Below are 22,669 nucleotides of genomic sequence, written 5' to 3' on the forward strand. Positions count from 1 at the left end.
ACGCAGATCACAACAAACATCGGCGTTGATCTCTATTTTCCAAACAGTGTGCGCATGGTTTGTTGGAATGCGGCTGCGATCTTCGCACGATCGCGATGTTGACCCTCTCTGACGATTTCACGCCCACCAATCCAAACACTGTCTACCGCCACATTGCCGTTGAATATCCAATTGTCCAGAATATCGTCATCGACAAGCCAGTCTTGTCCACGGCGACATAATGCGACGAAATCGGCGGGCTGACCGGTATGTAGTGTGCTTTCGGCACCCAAGGCCTGATTGCCGCCGCCAACCGCTTTGACATGAAGGTTGAGGCCGTTGGACTGTTCTGCCTTCGCGACAACATTGCGCATATGGTTTTTCAACCGTAGCGAATATTCCAGTTGCCGCAATTCCTGATCCACGGATATGCAGACATTCGAATCTGATCCAATGCCGAAGGCGCCACCCTGCTCGAGAAATTCCAAGCCGTTGAAAATACCGTCGCCCAGATTGCCTTCCGTCATCGGACATAGACCCGCGACAGCTCCCGTCAAAGCGGTATTTTTTGTTTCTTGCGCAGTCATATGCGTTGCATGGATCAGGCACCATTTGTTATCTACCGGCTGGTGTGCAAGCAACCATTCCACGGGGCGCTGTCCCGACCAGGCAAGACAGTCATCCACTTCTTTTATTTGCTCTGCAATATGGATGTGAATAGGGCCACCTTCTGCCATAGGCAGGATTGTGTCCAATTCTTCCGGTGTGACCGCGCGTAAACTGTGCGGTGCGATGCCGAGGACAGAACCGTCAAGGTGCTTAAGATGCTGCTTGCAGGATGTAAGCAGCTCGGCAAAGGTTTCTGCCGAATTGATAAAACGCTTTTGCCCGTCAATGGGATCAAGACCGCCAAATCCGGCATGGGCGTAGAATACAGGCAACAGTGTCAGCCTTATCGCTGTTTTTTCTGCGGCTGCAGCAATGCGGCTCGCCATTTCGCCGATATCGCTATATCGTTTGCCGGCAACATCGTGATGTAGATAATGGAATTCTCCAACGCGGGTAAACCCCGCTTCCAGCATTTCCATATAAAGCTGGCTGGCGACAGTTTCCAACTGCTCAGGCGTCATGGAAAGCGCCAGCCGATACATTTCCGTACGCCAGCTCCAAAAACTATCGGTCGCACTGCCGCGGCGCTCGGCAAAACCTGCCATAGCACGCTGAAAAGCATGGCTGTGAAGATTGGGCATACCGGCAATAAGCGCCTGATAATGGTGTTCATGGTCCGATAGTTTCGTATCGGCGGTGATGGACTGGATCATTCCGTGTTCTATACAAAGCGTGACATTGTGCTGCCACGCATCTCCCACCAAAACAGTATCGGAAAAAATTTTGTGCATTGCGTCCTCCAAGTCGCGCGCTTGACAAAAGGGGCTTGCCAAGACTTCCATTATGTATATACATTATAGCGTCATTCAGGGAGGCTGCAATGGAAAAATTCACGTCACATGCCAATTTCGAGCAGCTCGGGATAGGCCGGTTTCTGTTTAAAAATGCTCGTCTGATGACGATGGCGAGCGGCCAAACGGGCACTGGTATCGTGGACGATGGTGTGATCTACGTCGAAGACGGGATTATCGTTTATTGCGGACCTTCTTCAGGCTTAACGCCAGTTGCGGATGATGCGCATATTGTAGACTTGAAAAGGCGCTGGGTGTCGCCCGGACTTATTGATTGCCATACGCATATAATTTACGGCGGAAACCGCGCAAAAGAATTTGAAATGCGGCTTGAGGGCGCTTCCTATGAGGAAATAGCGCGTGCAGGCGGCGGTATTGCCTCCACCGTATCGGCCACAGCTTCGATGTCGGTGGAAGAGTTGGCAACGTCGGCTCTGCCTCGACTTGACCATTTGTTAAGTGAAGGCATCACGACCATTGAAATCAAATCCGGTTACGGACTTTCGATTGACGCGGAATTGAACATGCTTCGCGCGGCGCGAAAAATTGCCACTCTACGCCCCGTAAATGTCCTTACAACCTGTCTTGCTGCCCATGCCGTGTCGCCGCTCTATAAAAACCGTATGGACGACTATATTGACGATGTGGTGCTTCCGGTCATAGAGCAGGGGCATGCAGAGGGGCTTATTGATGCCGTTGATGGTTTTTGTGAAAATATTGCTTTTTCACCCGCACAGATAGAACGGGTATTCAAGAAGGCGAAAGAACTTGGATTGCCGGTGAAATTGCATGCAGAGCAATTGAGCAATCTTGGTGGTGCAAAGCTTGCAGCATCGTTTGGTGCCCTGTCGGCAGACCATCTGGAATATCTTGATGGGAATGGTGTTAAGGCCATGGCTGACGCTGGTACTGTGGCAGTCATCCTGCCGGGTGCTTTTTATACAATCCACGAAACTCAAAAGCCGCCTATCGCGCTCCTGCGCGCGGCAAAGGTGCCGATAGCATTGGCGACCGATTGTAACCCTGGTACGTCGCCATTGATGTCTTTACTGTTGACGATGAATATGGGTGCAACGCTTTTTGATATCAGGGTGGATGAATGTCTGACCGCCGTTACACGGGAGGCGGCGCGGGCTCTCGGCATTCTTGAATATTGCGGCACACTTGAAAAAGGTAAGCGCGCAGATTTTGCGGTTTGGGACATTGAGGAGCCTGCGGAGCTTGTCTATCGCATCGGCTTTAATCCGCTGCATACACGTTATCGGTCTTCAGCGCCGTTTCCCAAAAAATAACTTTAATGCCGGCAATTGCCGAGGGAGGATATTATGAAACATATTTTAAAGCCTGGACACGTTTCGCTTGATATTTTGGAGGATGTCTATTGGCATGGGGCTTTATGCAAGCTTGATCCTGCAACCAGTGTCGCGATCGAAAAAGGTGCTGCCCGCATTGCTGAGATCGCTGCGGGAAACGAACCGGTCTATGGCGTGAATACCGGTTTCGGTAAGCTTGCTTCGATCAAGATTGATGCGGCTGATGTGGCAACGCTTCAGAGGAATCTCATCCTGTCGCATTGTTGTGGTGTAGGCGCACCGCTTGCCGAAAATATAGTTCGGCTGATTATGACGCTCAAGCTTATTTCTCTTGGTCGCGGCGCTTCAGGTGTGAGAGCGGAATTGATCGCCCTGATCGAAGCAATGCTGGAACAAGGCGTTATTCCGGTTATCCCTGAAAAGGGGTCTGTCGGTGCCTCAGGCGATCTCGCGCCTCTAGCACATATGGCCGCTGTTTTGATGGGGGAAGGTGAGGCATTCTATCAAAATGAGCGTTTGAGCGGCGCTGAGGCATTGGCAAAGGCTGGGTTGAAACCTGTTGTGTTGCAAGCAAAAGAGGGCTTGGCCCTCATCAATGGGACGCAAACTTCGACCGCTCTTGCGCTTGCAGGTTTGTTTCGTGGTTACCGCGCGCTCTGCGGAGCGCTTTTGGCCGGGGCTATGTCAACCGATGCAGCGATGGGATCATCGGCGCCGTTCCATCCCGACATTCATACTCTGCGTGGCCACAAAGGGCAGATCGTCACCGCACAAAGCTTGCGTAGACTGCTTGATGGCTCGAAAATACGTGTCAGTCACCTCAATAATGACGAACGCGTTCAAGATCCCTATTGTATCCGTTGCCAGCCGCAAGTTGATGGCGCCTGTTATGATCTTCTCTCAGCGGCTGCAAAAACGCTGGTTATCGAAGCCAATGCCGTTACAGACAATCCTTTGGTATTGAGTGATAATACTGTGGTATCTGGTGGCAATTTCCATGCAGAACCTGTGGCTTTCGCCGCCGACCAGATTGCATTGGCGCTCTGCGAAATAGGTGCTATTGCGCAACGACGCATCGCATTGATGGTTGATCCAGCTTTATCTTATGGCTTACCGGCATTTCTGGCCAAAAAGCCGGGTCTCAATTCCGGCTTGATGATTGCTGAAGTGACATCTGCCGCTTTAATGTCGGAAAACAAGCAGATGGCGCATCCGGCCTCGGTTGATTCAACCCCGACTTCCGCCAATCAGGAAGACCATGTGTCCATGGCCTGCCATGGTGCGCGCCGCTTGCTCCAGATGAGCGACAATCTGTTTGCAATCATCGGCATTGAAACCATTGCTGCGGCACAGGGAATTGAATTCCGGGCACCGCTTGCAACAAGTCCGCTTTTGTCATCGGTTATTGAAAGATTGCGCAAAGATGTAGCGACGCTTGAAACCGACCGCTACATGGCACCGGATTTGGAAAAAGGCCAGAGACTGGTCGCAGAAGGCGCACTGCTCGATGTTCTTCCCGACGATGTTTTTAGCCATTTGGAGGTGTAGTCATGGATGTGTTCACCGTCAAACAAGGCAGGAGCCCGCTGATTTTGGCCTTTCCTCATACGGGCACGTTTGTTCCCGAGACTATCCATTCACAGTTGAATGAAAATGGCCGAATTCTTGCTGATACAGATTGGCATATTGACCGGCTCTACGATGGTCTGGTCGACGATGTGACAACTGTTCGCGCGCTTTTCCATCGCTATGTGATTGATGCCAATCGTGACCCCGCAGATGTCAGTCTCTATCCGGGACAAAACACCACATCGCTTGTGCCGACGACCGATTTCGATGGAAATCCGATCTGGTCGGAAAAGCCGGATGCTGCTGATATTGAAAAGCGTAAAGCCGCTTATCACGCGCCTTACCATGCTGCATTACAGGCCGAGATAGACCGTGTCAAAGCACTCCATGGTTTCGCGGTTCTTTATGACTGTCATTCAATCCGCTCCCACATTCCTTTTTTGTTTGAAGGAAAACTGCCAGATTTCAATGTCGGGACAAATGACGGTAAAACCGCGTCACCTTCTATCGAAAAGGCCGTTATGGCGGTTTTAGAAACCGCTCAACATTATGATCATGTTTTGAATGGCCGGTTTAAAGGGGGGTGGACGACACGCCACTATGGTGATCCGGCTAACCATGTTTACGCCATACAAATGGAACTCGCCCAGTCAACGCATTTGGAAACGGAAAAACCGCCTTTTGCTTACGATGCTACGAAGGCCACCGCTTTGCGTGCTCCTCTTAAAGCAATCCTTGAGGCCATTTTGGCCGATGTCAAAACACATTGAATTCCCGGGAGATGAAAATGAAAACAATTAATCCACGCCACAATATCCGTGAAGTAAAACCACCGGTCGGCAATGAAATTTCTGCAAAAAGCTGGCTGACAGAAGCCCCTTTGCGTATGCTTATGAACAACCTTCACCCCGATGTTGCAGAAAATCCGCATGAATTGGTGGTTTACGGCGGCATTGGACGAGCTGCCCGAACCTGGGCAGATTTTGACCGTATCGTCGAAACGTTGCGGTCGCTGGAGGATGATGAGACCTTGCTGGTACAATCCGGCAAGCCGGTCGGCGTGTTCCGTACCCACAAGGATGCGCCGCGCGTCCTGATTGCAAACTCGAACCTTGTTCCACATTGGGCGAACTGGAAGCATTTCAACGAGCTCGATAAAAAAGGCTTGATGATGTATGGGCAAATGACCGCTGGATCATGGATCTACATCGGTTCACAGGGCATTGTGCAGGGTACGTATGAAACATTTGTCGAGGCTGGCCGCCAGCATTATAATGGCGACCTCAAAGGCAAATGGGTGCTGACTGCAGGCCTTGGCGGTATGGGCGGTGCACAGCCGCTTGCAGCGGTCATGGCGGGCGCGTCTTGCTTGGCGATTGAATGCAATCCGGAGAGTATCGATTTCCGTCTACGCACCCGTTACGTTGATGAAAAAGCTGAAACACTTGACGAAGCCTTGGCAATGATTGACGAGTGGACATCAAAAGGCATCGCGAAATCAGTTGGATTGCTTGGTAACGCTGCCGAAATTCTTCCAGAAATGGTTCGCCGTGGCGTTCGGCCGGATATGGTAACGGACCAAACATCAGCACATGATCCAATCAATGGTTATGTGCCTATCGGCTGGACGATGGCCCAATGGAAAGAAAAGCGTGAATCCCATCCTGCGGAAGTCGAAAAAGCCGCAAGGGCATCGATGAAGGTGCACGTACAGGCTATGCTTGATTTCTGCCACGCGGGCATTCCTACCTTTGATTATGGCAATAATATACGGCAGATGGCCAAGGATGAAGGCTTGGAAAATGCTTTTGATTTTCCGGGCTTCGTACCTGCCTATATCAGGCCGCTTTTCTGCCGCGGTATCGGGCCCTTCCGTTGGGTTGCACTGTCGGGCGATCCCGAAGACATTTACAAGACAGACCAGAAAGTGAAGGAGCTGATGCCGGATGACAAGCATCTACACAATTGGTTGGATATGGCACGCGACCGGATTGCGTTTCAAGGTTTACCGGCCCGTATCTGCTGGGTCGGGCTGGGTGATCGGCATCGTCTCGGTCTTGCATTCAACGAAATGGTCAAAAATGGTGAATTGTCTGCTCCGATCGTTATTGGGCGCGATCATTTGGATTCCGGATCGGTAGCATCACCAAACCGCGAAACCGAGGCGATGAAGGATGGTTCGGATGCGGTATCGGATTGGCCGTTATTGAACGCTTTGTTAAATACCTCATCGGGCGCAACGTGGGTTTCACTTCACCACGGTGGTGGTGTCGGTATGGGCTTCAGCCAGCATTCTGGTATGGTTATCTGTTGTGACGGCAGCGACGATGCAGCAAAGCGGATCGAGCGGGTCTTATGGAATGATCCGGCAACCGGTGTCATGCGTCATGCCGATGCTGGTTATGATATTGCTATTGAATGCGCCAAGGAACACAATCTGCGGTTGCCCGCCATTTTGGGCAATTAACGTCAATGCTGGTAAAAAATGCAAGCCGTGGGACGGGAGATCTCAGGGCTTGCCTTGCAGTTCGGCAAATTTGGCCTTAACGGATAATATATAAACGGGAGGAATTGGGATGGATCGTCGAAGTTTAAAAAAGGGACTGAACAGGCGGCATGTATTTTTCATTGCGCTTGGTTCGGCCATTGGCACAGGTCTTTTTTATGGCTCGGCAGGCGCTATAAAATTGGCCGGACCTATCGTGCTACTGGCATATTGTATTGCCGGTGTCATGGCTTTTATGGTGATGCGCGCTTTGGGTGAAATGGCCTTGCGCAACCCGCTTCCCGGTTCTTTTGGTCGTTATGCCTCTGTTTACATTACTCCGCTTGCCGGTTTTCTTACGGGGTGGACCTATATTTTCGAAATGGCACTGGTTTGTCTTGCCGATATCACGGCTTTTGCCACTTACATGGCATTTTGGTATCCTGATGTATCACCGTGGATATGGACATTGGGTATTACGCTGATCATTACGGCGTTAAATCTGACAGCGGTAAAAATTTTCGGAGAAATGGAGTTCTGGCTGTCGGTCATAAAAATAGCAGCTATCATTGCGATGATCGTTGCCGGTATCGCCATCATCATCTTCGGCTTCGGAAGCTATTCCTCGGAATCTGTCGGCGTTCACAATCTATGGAGTCATGGCGGCTGGATGCCGAATGGATGGTTTGGTTTTATCGCTTCGTTCAGCGTTGTGGTTTTTGCTTTTGGCGGCATAGAGATTATCGGGCTTACCGCCGTTGAAACGCAAGACGCCGACCGCAACATCCCTAAGGCCATCAATGCTATCCCATTCCGCATATTGCTGTTTTATGTGATGACTTTGGCAATCCTGATGTCACTCTATCCTTGGAACCAGATTGGCCTGGAAGGAAGCCCATTTGTGACAATTTTTGAAAGCCTCGGGATTAAATATGCTGCCAATATCCTGAACATTGTTGTCATTACGGCTGCTATTTCAGCCATTAATAGCGATCTTTTCGGCGCTGGCCGCATGATGCATGGTTTGGCGCAGGAGGGACATGCCTTGAAGCATCTTACCCATGTTTCACAAAACGGTATCCCTGTACCAGCGGTATTAATCATGTTTCTCGTGCTGATTGCCGGTGTTGTGCTCAACTATTTTTATCACGATAAGCTTTTCTTTCTCATCGCTGCGATGGCAACATTTGCAACGGTTTTTGTTTGGCTCCTCATTTTGCTTTCGCAATTTTTCATGCGTTTAAAAATGTCAAAGACCGAAGTTGCTGCATTGAAATATCCGGTGCCGTTCTGGCCTGTTGGCCCCATCATTGCCATTCTGTTTATGGTCTTTATCATCGCACTTCTGGGAGTGTTTGAATCGACACGAGCGGCCCTTATCGTCGGTGCGATATGGATTGTATGGCTGACCGTCTGTTACTATGCCATTCAATATCTGGATAAGGATGGACGTTGGGTGTTAAAAAACAAGCGTCCGCCTGAATCGTGATTGATACAAAAGAGAAAACCGGTTGAACTGGATTTGAGGTTCCCTGATGCAATGGTTGAAAGCCGATCAATATAAAGTCATGCCGTGGAAAAACGGTGGCGGTACAACGCGCGAAATACTTCTCACACGCGATGAGCAGGGCGAGATGCAATGGCGTTTGAGTATCGCAACCATCGGTCAATCGGGGCCCTTCTCCTCGTTTCCCGATATCGACCGGACAATTGCTTTATTGGATGGTGATGAAGTCACGCTGAATATAGCAGAAGAGACCTCTATCGTTTTGAATGGTTCAAGTCAGCCTTTTGCATTTGCAGGCGAGGCAGCGGTTGATGCTGTGCTGAAAGGGGGCGAAACAACAGACCTGAATATCATGACGCGCAGATCGTCATGGAAGCATCAGATGGTGCGGATGGACATCACGCAAACAGAAGAATTTCTCAAAGATTGCGAACACATGTTTATCGTGTGTAATGATGATTTTCGTATTGAATGCAATTATCAGACAGAAACAGTATCGCGTTTCGATACCATCCTCATAGAGAAGGGCGATGTGTTGAAGCTACAGCCTTCCAAGGAGGTTGGAACATTATTCGTCATCGCTGTATATTCGCAAAAACACTAAGTTTGGACAACCATAAATAGACATCTCGTCCGGCCGCCATAGACGATATATTTTTAGGACGCTGACCTGATCATATCATACATGAATTCAGATGCGGCGGGTGAGAGCGTTATATTGAGTTTGGTAACGATCTCATAAGGCTCACTTTTTGATTTCAGCCGAAAGGGCATAGCTTTTGCCATGCCGCTATCAATAAAAAAATCGGCGACGTCTTTGGATAGCAAGGCAATGTAATTTGGATCGGATTGTATTAAAGCCATGGTTGTGAAGGCGGAACGTGTTTCAACCAGTGTTTTGGGAAAGGCGATGCCTTCCAGCCTATATTCCTGTTCCAGCGACATGCGCATCGGCATTTGCGATGTGTAGACAATCCAACGCGAGTGCGACAAATCTTGCAGCGATAAGCCCTCTACGCTCAACAAAGGGTGAGAAGGGTGCGCTATAACGGCGAGGGTTTCCTCATAAAAGGCAAAGCAATTATAGAGTTGCGGCAAGCTTGCAACAGAGCTGCGACCGATGAAAAGATCGATATAGCCGTTGTCTAAAAGGCGAAACAGTTCAATGCTTGTGTCCTCGATAATCTCGAAAGAGGTATTTGGATGCTTTGCTAGAAAGGCTTTCACAAAATGGGTAACGATAGGAACCGCCCCCATAATTGTACCGATTCTGATACGGCTCCAATGCTCTTTAGAAAGGTTTTCGAGTTCATCCTGCAGGTTCCCAGCCTGGGTTAGAATGGCTCTTGCATAACGAATAACGCATTCCCCGGCCATGGTTGCATGCATTCCCCGATTGGTACGGTTAAACAATTGCTGTTCTAAAATATCTTCTATTTCCTGAAGAGCCTTTGTTGCACGGGGTTGGCTCATACCGGTCTTGGCTGCCGCCTGCTTCAGGGAACCGCAGTCGGCAATCTTTGTCATCAACATAAGCTGACGAAGCGAGAGACGCTGCGTTAAGATGCGGTATTTGCCTGTTTTGGTATCCATAAAAGTTATACCCATATCGCAAAAAAGCGGATTTACGCACCATTTCAGCGCTCATAACATGCATTCATAGCGGTGAGGATGCCACTAAGGCAATATCTCCAATCTCACAATTTACTTTCCTGAATATCAAAGGAGTACCGCATGGGCCTGATCAATTATGTCACCAGAATCCAGTTTGGATATGGTTCACTGGCGACACTTAAAGACGAGGTAGAACTGGCATCAATAAAACGTCCTCTGCTTATCACCGATAAAGGGGTACGTCAGTTGGGGGTGGAGGAAAAGCTTGAGACTTGTCTGCAAGCAAAATTTGCAGCTGTTTATGATGATACGCCCGGTAATCCGACCGAAGCAGCAGTCAGGAACGCACAGCGCTGTTTTAAAGAAATGGAAGCCGACGGAATTATCGCCATTGGCGGTGGCTCGGCGATTGATCTGGCCAAAGCGGTAGCGATTGCCGCTGCCCATTCAGGGCCGCTCAGAGATTTTGCTGCGATTGAAGGCGGCGCCAACAATATCACATCCAGAACATACCCGGTGATAGCCATTCCGACAACTGCCGGAACAGGAAGTGAAGTTGGTCGAGGCGCCATCATCATTCTGGATGATGGCCGTAAGGTTGGTTTGCTTTCGCCCTACATCATACCGAAAGCTGCTATTTGCGATCCTGAATTGACACTTAGTTTGCCGGCTGGATTGACCGCCGCCACGGGTATGGATGCAATTTCACATTGCATTGAGACCTATTTGGCTCCTGCATTTAATCCACCGGCAGACGGAATAGCGCTTGAAGGACTGCGGCGGGGCTGGAGCCATATAAAAACTGCCACCGAACATCCATACGATAGAGATGCAAGGCTCAATATGATGATTGCATCGACAATGGGGGCCATGGCTTTCCAAAAGGGATTGGGCTGCGTGCACAGCCTTAGCCATTCCCTTGGCGGTGTTAATCCCAAGCTTCACCATGGCACATTGAATGCTATCTTTCTACCGGCCGTGCTGACATTCAATCGACAGGCTTCAAGCGCTATCGCAGAACATAAGTTCGACCGTTTGGCGAGAGCGATGGAACTGCCGTCTGCCGCCCATGTGGAAGCTGCAATTATAGATGTGACACAGGCCCTAGGGTTGCCAACCAAGCTTTCACAATTGGAAGTAGAGTCAAATCTCTTTCCGGCGATTATCAATGGCGCGTTAAAAGATCATAGCCATCAAACGAACCCGAGAGAGGCATCAGCGCGGGATTATGAGGAGATGTTGAACAGTTCGATCTGACAGGGGAAGGCGGGGAGGACCGTTCGCGTTTTATAAATCAAAACTGCAACAAGCCCCTTATGGGGAAGGGAGGGAATATGAACAATGCTGAACAAACGGCGCAAGCAAAAATAGCAAAAGACACACTCATTTCCGATAAAGATCGGCGAAAGGCGCTTTTCGGCAGTGCGGTTGGTTCTACCATTGAATGGTATGATTACTTTCTCTACGGGACAATGTCTGCCACAGTTTTCGGGCATATGTTTTTTCCCAGTGAAGATCCGGTTGTCAGTCAATTGCTCGCACTTACATCTTTTGCGCTGGCTTTTTTGATTAGACCTATTGGCGGCATTTTCTTTTCGCATATTGGCGACAGGATAGGTCGCAAGAAAACGCTTGCGATCACCCTTTCACTGATGGGATTATCAACCGTTGCCATGGGGCTATTGCCCACCTATGAAAGCATCGGTGTTCTGGCTCCGATACTGCTTACCATACTGCGTTTGTTACAAGGTGTTGCTCTGGGTGGCGAATGGGGTGGCGGTGTTTTACTCGCCGTTGAATATTCACCGCCCAAAAAACGTGGTTTGTTTGGTGCTGTACCACAAACAGGCGCAGTGCTTGGTTTAGCTTTGGGAAATGCGATTACCTCGCTTCTAAGCTATGTCTTTTCCGAACAGGCTTTTTTGGATTACGGTTGGCGCATACCATTTATCCTGTCGATTGTTCTTGTCGTGATAGGCATGTGGATCCGAAATTCGATTGATGAAACACCATCGTTCAAGCGGGTTTTAGCGGCCAACAAGACCAGTCGCATTCCCTTGTTTGACACATTTAAAACCCATAAACGGGAGGTTTTCGTTGCGATAGGAGCCAAAGTTGTCGAAACGTCGACTTTCTTTCTTTATGCGACATTTACGATCTCCTATCTGGTGGGCTTGGGTTATGAGCGCACAACAGTTTTGAGTATCGTGCTTGTATCGGCTGTTTTTGCTTTCCCAATGATGCTCATATTTGGGGCTCTATCAGATCGTGTTGGACGCAAGACCGTTTTTGTCGGAGGTACGCTGGCGCTCATCCTATGGGTTTATCCATATTTCTGGTTGCTCAATCAAGGATCGCTGAGCTTTACCTTCTTGGCTATATTTGTCGGCTTGGCGATTATCTGGCCAACCTATGGTGCGATGATCGGCACAGTGCTTGCGGAGGCTTTTCCAGCGGATATACGCTATACCGGAATGTCACTCGGCTATCAGCTGGGCGCCGCCATTGTGGGAGGGCCGATGCCGTTGATCGCGACAGCTTTGTTGGCACTTTATGGCGGAAGCTACATACCGATTGTCGTCTTCCTTGTCGGTTGTGGTGCGATCTCCTTATTGGCCATGGCCTTTACCAAAGACCGTACTGGTGCCGATCTTGACGATTGAACAGTCCTGCCACTGTTTGCACTGTGGATGCGGCTTCCACTTTTCGCTACACGCTTTTATAACAAGAGAGACAGGTCTGCAGCAGCAGACTTGTTTCAGAAACTCGTAGTTGAATTGAACATGCAATGCGCAGCCGAGTTGTGCAGTCATCATTGAAAGACCGCATATTACAAGGAGACGTTATTATCCTCGGCATAATGCAATAGCCAATGGCGCAGAGTATCTGTTTGGTTCTTTTGCAGTTCCGCTAAAAGTGCTTGTTGCAAATCGCCCATATCCAATCCAAGCAGCATCGCTTTAATGGGGCCGATTGCCGCTGGTGCCATCGAGATACGCGTAAAACCGAGCCCAAGTAACGCCAGCGCTAATAATGGCTTTCCTGCCATTTCACCGCACAAAGTCACCGGTGTGTTATTTCGCTCACCCGCTTCGATGATTGTACGCAACGCGCGCAGGAAAGGCGCGGAGAGCTGGTCGAAACGGTTCGACATTTCCGAATTTCCGCGGTCGATCGCCATCATAAACTGGAACAGATCATTCGAACCAACCGACACAAAGTCCACGGTCTGCATCAGTTCATCAAGCTGGAACAAGAGAGCCGGTACTTCTATCATGGCACCAAGTTTTAAACGCGTTGGCAATGCATGGCCGAAGCGCGATAGATATGCCATTTCCCGATCAATTAATTGACGCGTGCGGTGAATCTCAGCAACTTCGGTGACCATAGGAAGCATGATGCGCAATTCGCGTCCGCCTGACGCTTTTAGAAATGCACGCAACTGTGTTCGCATCAAAGCCGGTTTATCGAGGGTCAAACGGATAGCGCGCCATCCAAGGGCGGGATTTTCCTCATGTCCCTTGCTGCGGAAATACGGCAGCACCTTATCACCACCAATGTCGAGCGTCCGAAATGTTACCGGCTTGTCGCCAATTTCCTTATAGACATTGCGATAAAGCTTCTCCTGCTCCTGCGCCCGCGGAAAGGTCGACGCTATCATGAACTGCAATTCCGTCCGGAAAAGGCCGATGCCTTCCGCACCGGATTCATCGAGTTGCGGCAAATCGACCAATAAACCGGCATTAATAAGCAGTGTGATCGGCACACCATCTTTCGTTACCGCCGGAACATCACGAAGATCGCGATAGAGCTTTTGACGACGCGCGCGAAAGCGTGCCTTTTCCGCATAGGCTTTCTCGACATCGACGATCGGCCGCAGATAAACCTTGCCGTCATCGCCATCAAGAATAAGCGGATCGCCGTTTTCTGACAGCGAAACGATGCCTTTCGCTTGCCCGACAACCGGAACAGACATTGCGCGGGCAACAATCGCCACATGGCTTGTTGCGGCGCCATCCTCTAACACGAGGCCACGAATACGCTCACGGGGGTAATCGAGAAGTTCGGCAGCACCCATGGACCGCGCAACAATAATTGCATCTTTTGGCAGGGCCGCAGCTATGGTTTCACGCGTGCGCCCCATCAATTGATGCAACAGGCGATTGGCAAGGTCATCAAAATCCGACAAACGTTCCCGCAGATAAGGGTCTGTCAGATGGATCATGCGGGCGCGTGTGTCGCTCTGTACTTTCTCGACTGCCGCCTCAGCCGTCAATCCATTGCTGATTGCCTCTTCAAGACGGCGTACCCAACCGCGATCATTGGCAAACATGCGATAGGCCTCAAGGACGTCACGATGCTCGCCCTCGATAGCGACATCGCTTCGTGACAGCATATTATCAATAGAGAGACGAAGCGATCCGATTGCTTTGGAAAGCTTATCAAGCTCGGCCTGACTGTTCTCGTTGAACAGATTGGTCACGACAATGCGCGGCTCATGCAAAACCACATGGCCAAGGCCGATACCATCATTCAGCGATTGTCCCGTCAAGGTAAATGGCCTGCGCATATCCACGTCGACATTGGCGCGCGCAATACGAGGCAAATCGCCAGCGGCAATCATTTCTGCCAGCACCATGGCAACGGTTTCCAGCGCTTCCACTTCATCGTCACTGTACCCGCGCTGATTGCGGTTTTGTACCACAAGTACGCCCAATGTGCGCCCGGCGCGTAAGATCGGAACGCCTAAGAATGATGAATAGATTTCTTCACCCGTCTCAGGAAGATAGGCGAAAGCCGGATGTTTCTGAGCGTCAGTCAGGTTAAGCGGCCTTGCTGTGGCAGCAATGGTGCCAACAAGGCCTTGTCCGAGGCGCAACTGTGAAAGGTGGACGGCTTCGGGGTTCAAACCTTGTGTCGCATACAGTTCCAACATCCCGTCAGAGCGCAGGACATAGAACGAGCAGACCTCGGCCACCATGTTTTGAGCAATTTCACGGACGATACGATCCAGTCGCGCCTGCGGTTCCATGGCTTCGGCCATGAACTCGCGCAAACGTTTCAATATGACTCTGGGGCCTACATGGGTCTCCCGCATTCTGGATCGATTCTCCCATTTTGAAAGTTCAATTTAGCGCCGTTTTATAGGAAGGCCAAGCTTTTGACCAAAATTTTGTTTTTTTTAGGCGCGTGATCGAACAATCGACAAGTATTATCCTTTATCCAAGCCATAAACCGCATGCAGCGTGCGTACTGCCAATTCAGTATAGGCACTGTCTATGAGGATGGAAATTTTGATTTCAGATGTGGTGATAGCCTGAATGTTGATGCCTTTTTCCGCAAGCGCCTTAAACGCTGTTGCAGCAACGCCTGCATGGCTGCGCATGCCGATACCGATAACAGAGACTTTGGCAAGGTCGCTTTCAGATTGAATGACATCAAAACCGATTTCGGCGCGATTTTTTTCCAAAATCGCCACGGCCTTCTGAACATCAGCTGAAGGCACGGTAAAGGTCATATCGGTCTTTGAGCCATCTTCCGATATATTCTGAACAATCATATCAACATTGACATGCTCTTCAGCAAGCGGACCGAAAATAGCTGCCGATATGCCCGGGCGATCTGCCAGACGGCGAAGAGAGATTTGTGCCTCATCCTTGGCAAAAGCTATGCCTGTGACAACCTGTTGTTCCACGATTTCATCCTCGTCGCAAATGAGTGTTCCGGGGGGATTAATAGGGTCACCCATGCCCGGAGCATCGGGGTCCTCGAAACTTGAGCGTACGAACGTGCGTACCTTGTGCACCATCGCCAATTCCACCGAGCGAACCTGCAGGACTTTAGCACCCAAAGACGCCATTTCCAGCATTTCCTCAAAAGCGACTTTAGGCAAGCGCCTTGCTTTTGGTTCAACCCGCGGGTCGGTCGTGTAAACACCGTCGACATCAGTATAGATATCACAACGGTCAGCTTTGACGGCAGCAGCAATAGCAACTGCACTTGTATCCGAGCCGCCACGGCCCAACGTTGAAATGCGGTTGTCGGGTGAAAGCCCTTGAAAGCCTGCAACGACGGCAACCTGGCCCTCTTTGAAACGCTGGATCAAGAAAGAACCGTCAATGTCTGTTATGCGGGCTGCACCGTGGGCGTTGTCGGTACGGATAGGGATTTGCCAACCAAGCCAGGAACGGGCATTGACGCCCATCGACTGGAGTGTAATTGCCAATAGGCCAGCTGTCACCTGTTCACCCGAGGCCACAACCACATCATATTCACGGGCATCGTGCATTGGAGAGGCTTCGCGTGTCCAGCCAACCAGCTCATTGGTTTTGCCGGCCATTGCCGAAACAACAACCGCCACTTCGTTGCCGGCGTCAACTTCGCGTTTGACATGGCGTGCCACATTCCGGATGCGGTCGATATTGGCGACAGATGTTCCGCCGAATTTCATCACAATGCGCGCCATTTACACCACTCTTGCCTCTGGTTTTACACATTCTTTATGAAAGGCTCAAATGTCAGATTGAGCCGACATGCTGACATAGCCAATATCGCAGATTTACGCAAGACCGACGTCATCACGTTCATTTGCCTCTTGACTTTATGCGCTATCCGACAGACTTGATAGATTACGCGTTTTAAGGAGAGTGTCATGGCTGAAGCTGCACGCACCACGATTGATCAGGCAGAAATTGACCATTTTTCACGCATTGCTGCGGAATGGTGGAACCCACAGGGAAAATTTCGTCCGCTCCATAAATTTAACCCGACGCGTCTTTCCTATATCAAAGAAAAGATCTGCCTGGCTTTTGATCGTGACCCTAAGGAATCGCAACCGCTCAAAGGTTTGCGTTTGTTGGATATCGGTTGCGGTGGGGGGTTGCTCTGCGAGCCAATGGCCCGCCTTGGTGCCGATGTTGTTGGCGCTGATGCGTCACAAACCAACATTGAAGTGGCCAAAATCCATGCGGCCGAAAGTGGTGTAACGATTGATTACCGCGCAACGACTGCTGAAGCCTTGGCAGATGCCGGTGAACAATTCGACATTGTGCTGAATATGGAAGTTGTGGAGCATGTTGCTGATGTCAATCTATTCATGTCGGCAAGCGCGCGCATGGTAAAGCCGCAGGGATTGATGTTCTTGGCAACATTGAACCGGACATGGAAAGCGTGGGGCTTGGCAATTATCGGTGCTGAATATGTTCTGCGCTGGCTACCTAAGGGCACGCATGATTATGAAAAGTTCCTCAAGCCGGAGGAACTGAAAGAGGAACTGACGAAGAGCGGTTTAACGGTCATAGACGAGTTGGGTGTTACGTATAACCCACTCAACGATAGCTGGAACCGGTCACAGGATATGGATGTGAACTATATGCTTTTGGCACGCCGGTTAAAATAGAAAGCGTCAGCCACAATCCCCGAATTCAGTTTTCATCTTCAGGCAGGGTGGGAAGAGGTAAAACCTCCACACCATCTTCGACAAGGGCTGAAACATCCTCAATGCTGGCCTCACCATAGATAGCGCGCGGGTCTACTTCACCAAAATGGATACGGCGCGCTTCCTCGGCAAAATTGTCACCAACATAATCTGCGTTTTTGCGTATGTTTTTCGCCATTTCACGCATCTGCATAAGCGCTTTTCTCTGCTCTTCGTCCAAGCCGGTTCCCACTTGTTCGCGTTGGCGCGATGTGGAAACGGCCGGAGCCATCAGCAATTTATCAATTTTCAAAGATGCGCAAAGCGGACAGCTTAATAGGCCGTTTGCTCTTTGCTGATCGAAGTCATCATTGTTTCGAAACCAGCCATCGAATTCATGGGCTTTGTCACAATGAAGCGCGAACCTTATCATTCCTGTCCCCGCGCCAGCATAGGATCAAGTTTGCCGGCTTCTTCAAGTGCATAAAGGTCATCGCAACCGCCAATATGGGTTTCGCCAATAAATATTTGCGGAAATGTATTGCGACCATTCGATCGTTCCACCATCTCAGGACGCTTTTCACCCAGAGCGTCTATCTCGCTAAAGGCAACGCCTTTGCTTTTCAAAAGGGCAATTGCCCGAGTGCAATAGGGGCAATTGGGCCGCGTATAAATCGTTACATTGACCATGTTTATCTCCATTAACGGTTATATAGGCAGCTTTGTTTTCGCACTCAAGAGAAAGAACTTTCGGCGCCATCGGGCAGGACACGAGAAAATGTCAAAACATCCACCTGGCCCGCGCCTCCTCTCAACAATGCACGTGCAGCAGAGCGGACCGTAGCGCCGGTGGTGAATACATCATCAATCAAAACGATATGGCGGCCTTTTAGAATTTGGCGTTGGCGAGCTGGAACGATAAACGCCCCGCGGACATTGCGTTGCCGTTCCTTGGCATGCAGCCCGACCTGCTGACGTGTATGACGCCGCCTTATCAGTAATTCAGGGTGAAAAGGCAGGCTTTTTTTGCGCGCGACATGACGTCCCAATTCGGCTGCCTGATTATAGCTACGGCGCAGGAAGCGAATGAGATGCAAGGGCACGGGTACAATCATATCGCACGCAATAAGCAAATCACCGCCGGCGATTATCATCCAATCGGCCATTGAGGGAGCCAATTCTGCACGATCACCATACTTTAAACGGGTAACAAGACTTCTGGCTAGGCCGTTATGCACCACAGCTGAGCGCGCATGCGCGAAAGGCGGCGGCGATTGCATAGCCTCACCACTCAGGAAACCGTCGCCCGGGTCGTAGACAAAGGGTGTTCCCATGACAGGACAATAAGGTTTGGTGATAAACCGCAATTCGCTCCAGCACTGCGCACATATTGTACCATTGCTGGCGACAATGACACCGCAGCCCGGACAAGTTGGTGGAAAGAGCAGCCCCATCATTTGCTCGGAAAGTTTAAGCACATTTCCTCCGCTTGCATTTTCCTGCAGCACAAACGTATGTCAATGCGCTATTTGACGGGAAGTGGCGCGACTTGTCAAAGCTATTCTGCGGGCAGGGTATTCTATTTATTTCGATTGACGGCGGGAACGGAATGACGCAAAAAAACAGCTATGTCCAATCCGATAATTTTTGACCACGATATTATTGAACAATTTCGCCAACGCGCTTTCAAACGCCATGGCAAAAGTGCTGATTTTTTATTGAACTATATTGCTCAAGATTTGCAGGAAAGACTGCAAACGGTTGACAGGCAGTTTCTACGCGCTGTCGATCTGCACGGTCATACCGGCGCGGCTGTTGGTGCCATGCAGAATTCCGGAAAAGTCAAGACGATTGAACGCGTCGAGACGCAATCAATTTTTGCCCAAGAAGGCCATAAATTTTACCAACGCGGACGCGAAATATTGGATTTGCCAACGCGTCATTTCGATCTCATCGTGTCACTGTTATCTCTCCATATGACCAATGATGTTCCGGGTGTTTTGACGCAGATTAAAAACAGTTTGAAGCCTGATGGTCTTTTTCTGGCGGTTATGCCCGGGGCAGGGACGCTCGGCGAATTGCGTGAAAGCCTATTGCAGGCAGAAACCGAGCTTTATGGCGGAGCGAGCCCGCGTGTGTATCCATTTGCCGACCTGCGTGATGCAGGCGCATTGTTACAGCGTGTTGGTTTTGCCATGCCTGTCAGCGATGTGGAAAGCCTGACCGTTCGTTATAATAACGTATTCGACCTTATGCGCGACGTACGTGCCATGGGGATGCAAAATTCCATGATCAATCGGTCACGTCGGCCGCTTACCAAAACATTTTTTATGCGTGTGGCCGAAATATATGCAGACCGATTCAGCGATCCCGATGGCAGGATACGTGCAAGCTTTTCCTTTATCTGGCTTTCCGGCTGGGCACCGGATGAAAGCCAGCAAAAACCGGCAAAGCCCGGTTCGGCGAAGGTGTCTTTGGCTGATGTGTTAGAGGGTAAGTCAAATTCTTAGATTTATAGTCGGTTACCAATACAAGCTGGGTTTTAGATGTAGCTGTTTTGAAAGGCACAGGACATGTTTCAACTGCACATTGCCAACAAGAACTATTCATCTTGGTCTTTGCGCGCATGGATATTGATGAAGCAACTCAATATCCCGTTTAACGAAAATCTGCACCCATTTTGCGGTGTGGCGACAAAACAGGAATTCCAACACTTCTCACCTTCGGCAACCGTACCTTGCCTTGTGGATGAAGATATAAAGGTCTGGGATTCGCTAGCCATTGCTGAATATCTGGCGGAAAGTGCACCTGAAGTGTGGCCGAAAGACAAGGCCGCACGCGCTTTTGCACGCTCGGCAGCAGCTGAAATGCACTCGTCTTTTTTTTATCTGCGCAATCAATGCTCGATGTCCTGCGGTGTTCGTATGGAATTGCGCGCTATTGATGCGGGTTTGAAAACCGATCTTGAGCGGCTGGAAGTCCTTTGGCAACAAGGGTTTGATGCTTTTGGCGGGCCATTTTTAGCTGGTGACCAGTTTTCCGCTGTTGACGCATTTTTCTGTCCGGTTGCTTTCCGTGTGCAAACCTATGGCTTATGCTTGGGCGATCGTGCGATGCAATATGTCAAACACTTGCTGGCTCTGCCTTCTATGTTGCAATGGTATGAGCAAGCATTGCAGGAAACGATGCGCGATGCAGACCATGATACATCGGTCTTATCTTTCGGAAAACTTCTCGACGATTTCCGTGAGACCGATGAGCTCGGGCGGTCTATTAACGAGATTTTATGATGTTAACGTAAAAATGGCCGCGGGTTAACCCGCGGCCATTCAAGCTGTTTGAAATGCCAAGCTTTTAAAAGCTTGCTTCGATCAGCGCTATGTATTGCTTAGCGCTTTGTCATCATCTGAATTGAAAATATCTTTATCGGTCTCGCCCAGAATCTGACTGGTGACAGTCCCAGCTGTCATCGCACCGTTGACGTTGAGCGCGGTACGCCCCATGTCGATTAATGGTTCGATAGAGATCAACAATGCAACAAGCGTGACTGGCAGCCCCATTGTTGGCAATACGATCAAGGCTGCAAAGGTTGCACCACCGCCAACACCGGCAACACCGATGGAACTTAGGGTGACAACACCTACAAGTGTTGCAATCCACATCGGATCCAGTGGATTGATACCGACTGTCGGTGCCACCATGACCGCCAACATGGCAGGGTAAAGCCCAGCGCAGCCATTTTGTCCGATAGTAGCCCCGAAGGATGCCGAGAAACTGGCGATTGCCTGCGGTACACCAAGGCGTTGGGTTTGCGCTTCAATGTTCATAGGAATGCTGGCAGCGCTGGAACGGCTGGTAAAGGCGAAGGTCAAAACCGGCATGACCTTGGCAAAAAAGCGGAATGGATTGATGCCGGAAAGACCAAGTAACACCCCATGAACGCCAAACATGATCGCCATACCGATATAGGAAGCAACGATAAATGCCAAAAGCTTTAAAATATCCTGCGCGTTGGACGTTGCAGCAACTTTTGTCATCAATGCCAATACGCCATAGGGTGTCAGTGCAATCACAAGGCGAACGAGCTTCATCACCCATGCTTGTAATGTGTCAATGGCTGAAACAACGCCCGTACCTTTTTCGGGATTATCTTTCATCAGACGAATGGCTGCGGCTCCAAGAAACGCTGCAAAAATAACGACACTGATGATCGATGTCGGATTGGCACCGGTCAGGTCGGCAAAGGGGTTCTTGGGTATGAAGGAAAGGATAAGCTGCGGCACGCTCATATCTGCGACCTTAGCCATATAATTGGTCTCAATGGCAGTCAAACGGGCGCTTTCGGCAGCACCTTGGACTAGTCCGTCGGCGGTCAGCCCAAAAAGATTGACCATCAGAACGCCCACAAGAGCGGAAATCAAGGTTGTGAAAAGAAGAAAGCCGATTGTCAGCGTGCTGATTTTACCCAAAGAGGATGCCGAATGCAGGCGCGCGACAGCAGAAAGAATTGACGCGAAAACCAGTGGCATAACAATCATCTGCAACAGTAATACGTAGCCGTTGCCAACAATATTGAACCATTCGATCGACGTTTTCAGCGTTGCATGTCCGTTGCCATAGATGGACTGCAATACGATGCCGAATACCACACCCACAACCAGACCAATAAGCACCCTGCGTGAGAGGCTCCAACCGGTTTTTACCGTCTGTGCCAGAAGCAGCAACAAAACGATAAATACCACTAAATTGGCAATAAACCCGAATGTCATCTTAAAATTCCGTTTCCGCCCAATCAGCTTGTGATTGGTCCAATGATGATATCAATCTCTATCGATTGGATATAGGGCAGCTAACCGACTATAACAAAGAATAATTTTCTATTGCAATATCGAACCGAGCAACTTTTTACTATAAAATGAAGATTATTGAGTATTTGTCGTTGTCGCCATTTGCGGAATTGCCGAGCGATGTATGGAGCCGGTCATTGTACTGCGATCGACATTATTTTCGAAAATGGATTGGCTGAACTGGGTATCATTTCTTTCTGCCAAAAGTGGAACGAGGATAAGACCCAACGCTACCGCAACAGACCCGAATAGAAGCACGATGCGCAAAATACCCGTTCCTGCAGAAGCAGAGCTGTTATGATTGGTCATGTCCACAAACTCTTGGTGACGCATTACAAAACTCCAGAGTTACCTATAGGTATTGTAGGGGCTAAACCATTAATAACAGATTAAGAAACTAAAGCGCTTTCCGACCTGATTTCATCAGGCCGGCGCGTCTCAAGCTATTGATTTGCGCGGAATCTTAACCAATTGACGA

General features: G+C 49.8%; 20 protein-coding genes. 11 read left to right on the forward strand and 9 right to left on the reverse strand.

Annotated features, from left to right (window positions below; genetic code table 11):
* Positions 1–32: 32 nt before the first annotated feature.
* On the reverse strand, positions 33–1,379 hold the full coding sequence (locus ACYSNS_RS04635) for a formimidoylglutamate deiminase (protein WP_461721978.1): 1,347 nt from the start codon (positions 1,377–1,379) through the stop codon (positions 33–35).
* Positions 1,380–1,468: 89 nt separating this feature from the next.
* On the opposite strand from ACYSNS_RS04635, the gene hutI reads away from it, so the two are divergent.
* The 6 genes from hutI to ACYSNS_RS04665 all read left to right on the forward strand — a co-directional run bounded on the left by hutI (position 1,469) and on the right by ACYSNS_RS04665 (position 8,917).
* Positions 1,469–2,731, forward strand: coding sequence for an imidazolonepropionase (hutI, locus tag ACYSNS_RS04640; RefSeq protein ID WP_461721979.1), 1,263 nt, complete (start codon positions 1,469–1,471; stop codon positions 2,729–2,731).
* Between the two features lie 33 nt (positions 2,732–2,764).
* The gene (gene hutH / locus ACYSNS_RS04645) at positions 2,765–4,300 is read left to right on the forward strand and encodes a histidine ammonia-lyase (protein WP_461721980.1); all 1,536 of its coding nucleotides are present in this window, start codon (positions 2,765–2,767) and stop codon (positions 4,298–4,300) included.
* A 2-nt stretch (positions 4,301–4,302) separates the two neighbouring features.
* Positions 4,303–5,091 carry an N-formylglutamate deformylase gene (gene hutG, locus ACYSNS_RS04650; protein ID WP_461721981.1) on the forward strand — a complete coding sequence of 263 codons (789 nt, stop codon included), beginning with the start codon at positions 4,303–4,305 and terminating at the stop codon, positions 5,089–5,091.
* Between the two features lie 17 nt (positions 5,092–5,108).
* Positions 5,109–6,788, forward strand: a complete 1,680-nt coding sequence (hutU, locus tag ACYSNS_RS04655; RefSeq protein WP_461721982.1) for a urocanate hydratase — start codon at positions 5,109–5,111, stop codon at positions 6,786–6,788.
* Between the two features lie 109 nt (positions 6,789–6,897).
* Positions 6,898–8,295, forward strand: a complete 1,398-nt coding sequence (locus tag ACYSNS_RS04660; RefSeq protein ID WP_461721983.1) for an amino acid permease — start codon at positions 6,898–6,900, stop codon at positions 8,293–8,295.
* Positions 8,296–8,341: 46 nt separating this feature from the next.
* A complete protein-coding gene (locus ACYSNS_RS04665) occupies positions 8,342–8,917 on the forward strand; it encodes a HutD/Ves family protein (RefSeq protein ID WP_461721984.1) in 576 nt (191 codons plus the stop codon).
* 53 nt (positions 8,918–8,970) lie between these two features.
* Here ACYSNS_RS04665 and ACYSNS_RS04670 read toward each other — a convergent pair whose 3' ends face one another.
* The gene (locus ACYSNS_RS04670; protein WP_461721985.1) at positions 8,971–9,906 is read right to left on the reverse strand and encodes a LysR family transcriptional regulator; all 936 of its coding nucleotides are present in this window, start codon (positions 9,904–9,906) and stop codon (positions 8,971–8,973) included.
* A 141-nt stretch (positions 9,907–10,047) separates the two neighbouring features.
* Between ACYSNS_RS04670 and ACYSNS_RS04675 the strand changes: the two genes are divergently transcribed.
* Together ACYSNS_RS04675 and ACYSNS_RS04680 are read left to right on the forward strand one after the other, a co-directional pair.
* The gene (locus ACYSNS_RS04675; RefSeq protein WP_461721986.1) at positions 10,048–11,184 is read left to right on the forward strand and encodes an iron-containing alcohol dehydrogenase; all 1,137 of its coding nucleotides are present in this window, start codon (positions 10,048–10,050) and stop codon (positions 11,182–11,184) included.
* 77 nt (positions 11,185–11,261) lie between these two features.
* Positions 11,262–12,590 carry an MFS transporter gene (locus ACYSNS_RS04680; RefSeq protein ID WP_461721987.1) on the forward strand — a complete coding sequence of 443 codons (1,329 nt, stop codon included), beginning with the start codon at positions 11,262–11,264 and terminating at the stop codon, positions 12,588–12,590.
* A 167-nt stretch (positions 12,591–12,757) separates the two neighbouring features.
* Here ACYSNS_RS04680 and ptsP read toward each other — a convergent pair whose 3' ends face one another.
* Together ptsP and ACYSNS_RS04690 are read right to left on the reverse strand one after the other, a co-directional pair.
* The gene (gene ptsP, locus ACYSNS_RS04685; RefSeq protein WP_461721988.1) at positions 12,758–15,025 is read right to left on the reverse strand and encodes a phosphoenolpyruvate--protein phosphotransferase; all 2,268 of its coding nucleotides are present in this window, start codon (positions 15,023–15,025) and stop codon (positions 12,758–12,760) included.
* 114 nt (positions 15,026–15,139) lie between these two features.
* Positions 15,140–16,393, reverse strand: coding sequence for an aspartate kinase (locus tag ACYSNS_RS04690; protein WP_461721989.1), 1,254 nt, complete (start codon positions 16,391–16,393; stop codon positions 15,140–15,142).
* 186 nt (positions 16,394–16,579) lie between these two features.
* Here ACYSNS_RS04690 and ubiG point away from each other — a divergent pair, with 186 nt between their 5' ends.
* A complete protein-coding gene (gene ubiG, locus ACYSNS_RS04695) occupies positions 16,580–17,326 on the forward strand; it encodes a bifunctional 2-polyprenyl-6-hydroxyphenol methylase/3-demethylubiquinol 3-O-methyltransferase UbiG (RefSeq protein ID WP_461721990.1) in 747 nt (248 codons plus the stop codon).
* A gap of 25 nt (positions 17,327–17,351) precedes the next feature.
* Here the strand turns inward: ubiG and ACYSNS_RS04700 are convergent, their stop codons facing one another.
* Genes ACYSNS_RS04700 through ACYSNS_RS04710 form a run of 3 tightly spaced genes read right to left on the reverse strand, consistent with a single transcriptional unit; the run spans position 17,352 to position 18,801 of the window.
* Positions 17,352–17,777: a DUF1178 family protein gene (locus ACYSNS_RS04700; RefSeq protein WP_461721991.1), complete on the reverse strand. Its 426-nt coding sequence runs from the start codon at positions 17,775–17,777 to the stop codon at positions 17,352–17,354.
* Positions 17,774–18,034: a glutaredoxin 3 gene (gene grxC, locus ACYSNS_RS04705; protein WP_461721992.1), complete on the reverse strand. Its 261-nt coding sequence runs from the start codon at positions 18,032–18,034 to the stop codon at positions 17,774–17,776. Before grxC ends, ACYSNS_RS04700 begins: the two co-directional genes overlap by 4 nt.
* Before the next feature lie 44 nt (positions 18,035–18,078).
* The gene (locus tag ACYSNS_RS04710) at positions 18,079–18,801 is read right to left on the reverse strand and encodes a ComF family protein (RefSeq protein ID WP_461722387.1); all 723 of its coding nucleotides are present in this window, start codon (positions 18,799–18,801) and stop codon (positions 18,079–18,081) included.
* Positions 18,802–18,972: 171 nt separating this feature from the next.
* Between ACYSNS_RS04710 and ACYSNS_RS04715 the strand changes: the two genes are divergently transcribed.
* Entirely contained in the window at positions 18,973–19,854 is an 882-nt protein-coding gene (locus ACYSNS_RS04715; RefSeq protein WP_461721993.1) for a methyltransferase domain-containing protein, read from the forward strand.
* A gap of 63 nt (positions 19,855–19,917) precedes the next feature.
* Positions 19,918–20,634, forward strand: a complete 717-nt coding sequence (locus tag ACYSNS_RS04720) for a glutathione S-transferase family protein (RefSeq protein WP_461721994.1) — start codon at positions 19,918–19,920, stop codon at positions 20,632–20,634.
* 87 nt (positions 20,635–20,721) lie between these two features.
* On the opposite strand, the gene ACYSNS_RS04725 is transcribed toward ACYSNS_RS04720, so the two are convergent.
* Complete coding sequence (locus tag ACYSNS_RS04725) at positions 20,722–22,113, reverse strand: L-cystine transporter (RefSeq protein WP_461721995.1); 1,392 nt, start codon at positions 22,111–22,113, stop codon at positions 20,722–20,724.
* A gap of 153 nt (positions 22,114–22,266) precedes the next feature.
* A complete protein-coding gene (locus tag ACYSNS_RS04730; protein WP_461721996.1) occupies positions 22,267–22,524 on the reverse strand; it encodes a hypothetical protein in 258 nt (85 codons plus the stop codon).
* Positions 22,525–22,669: the final 145 nt, after the last annotated feature.

It is taken from the genome of Bartonella sp. LJL80 (assembly GCF_054871565.1).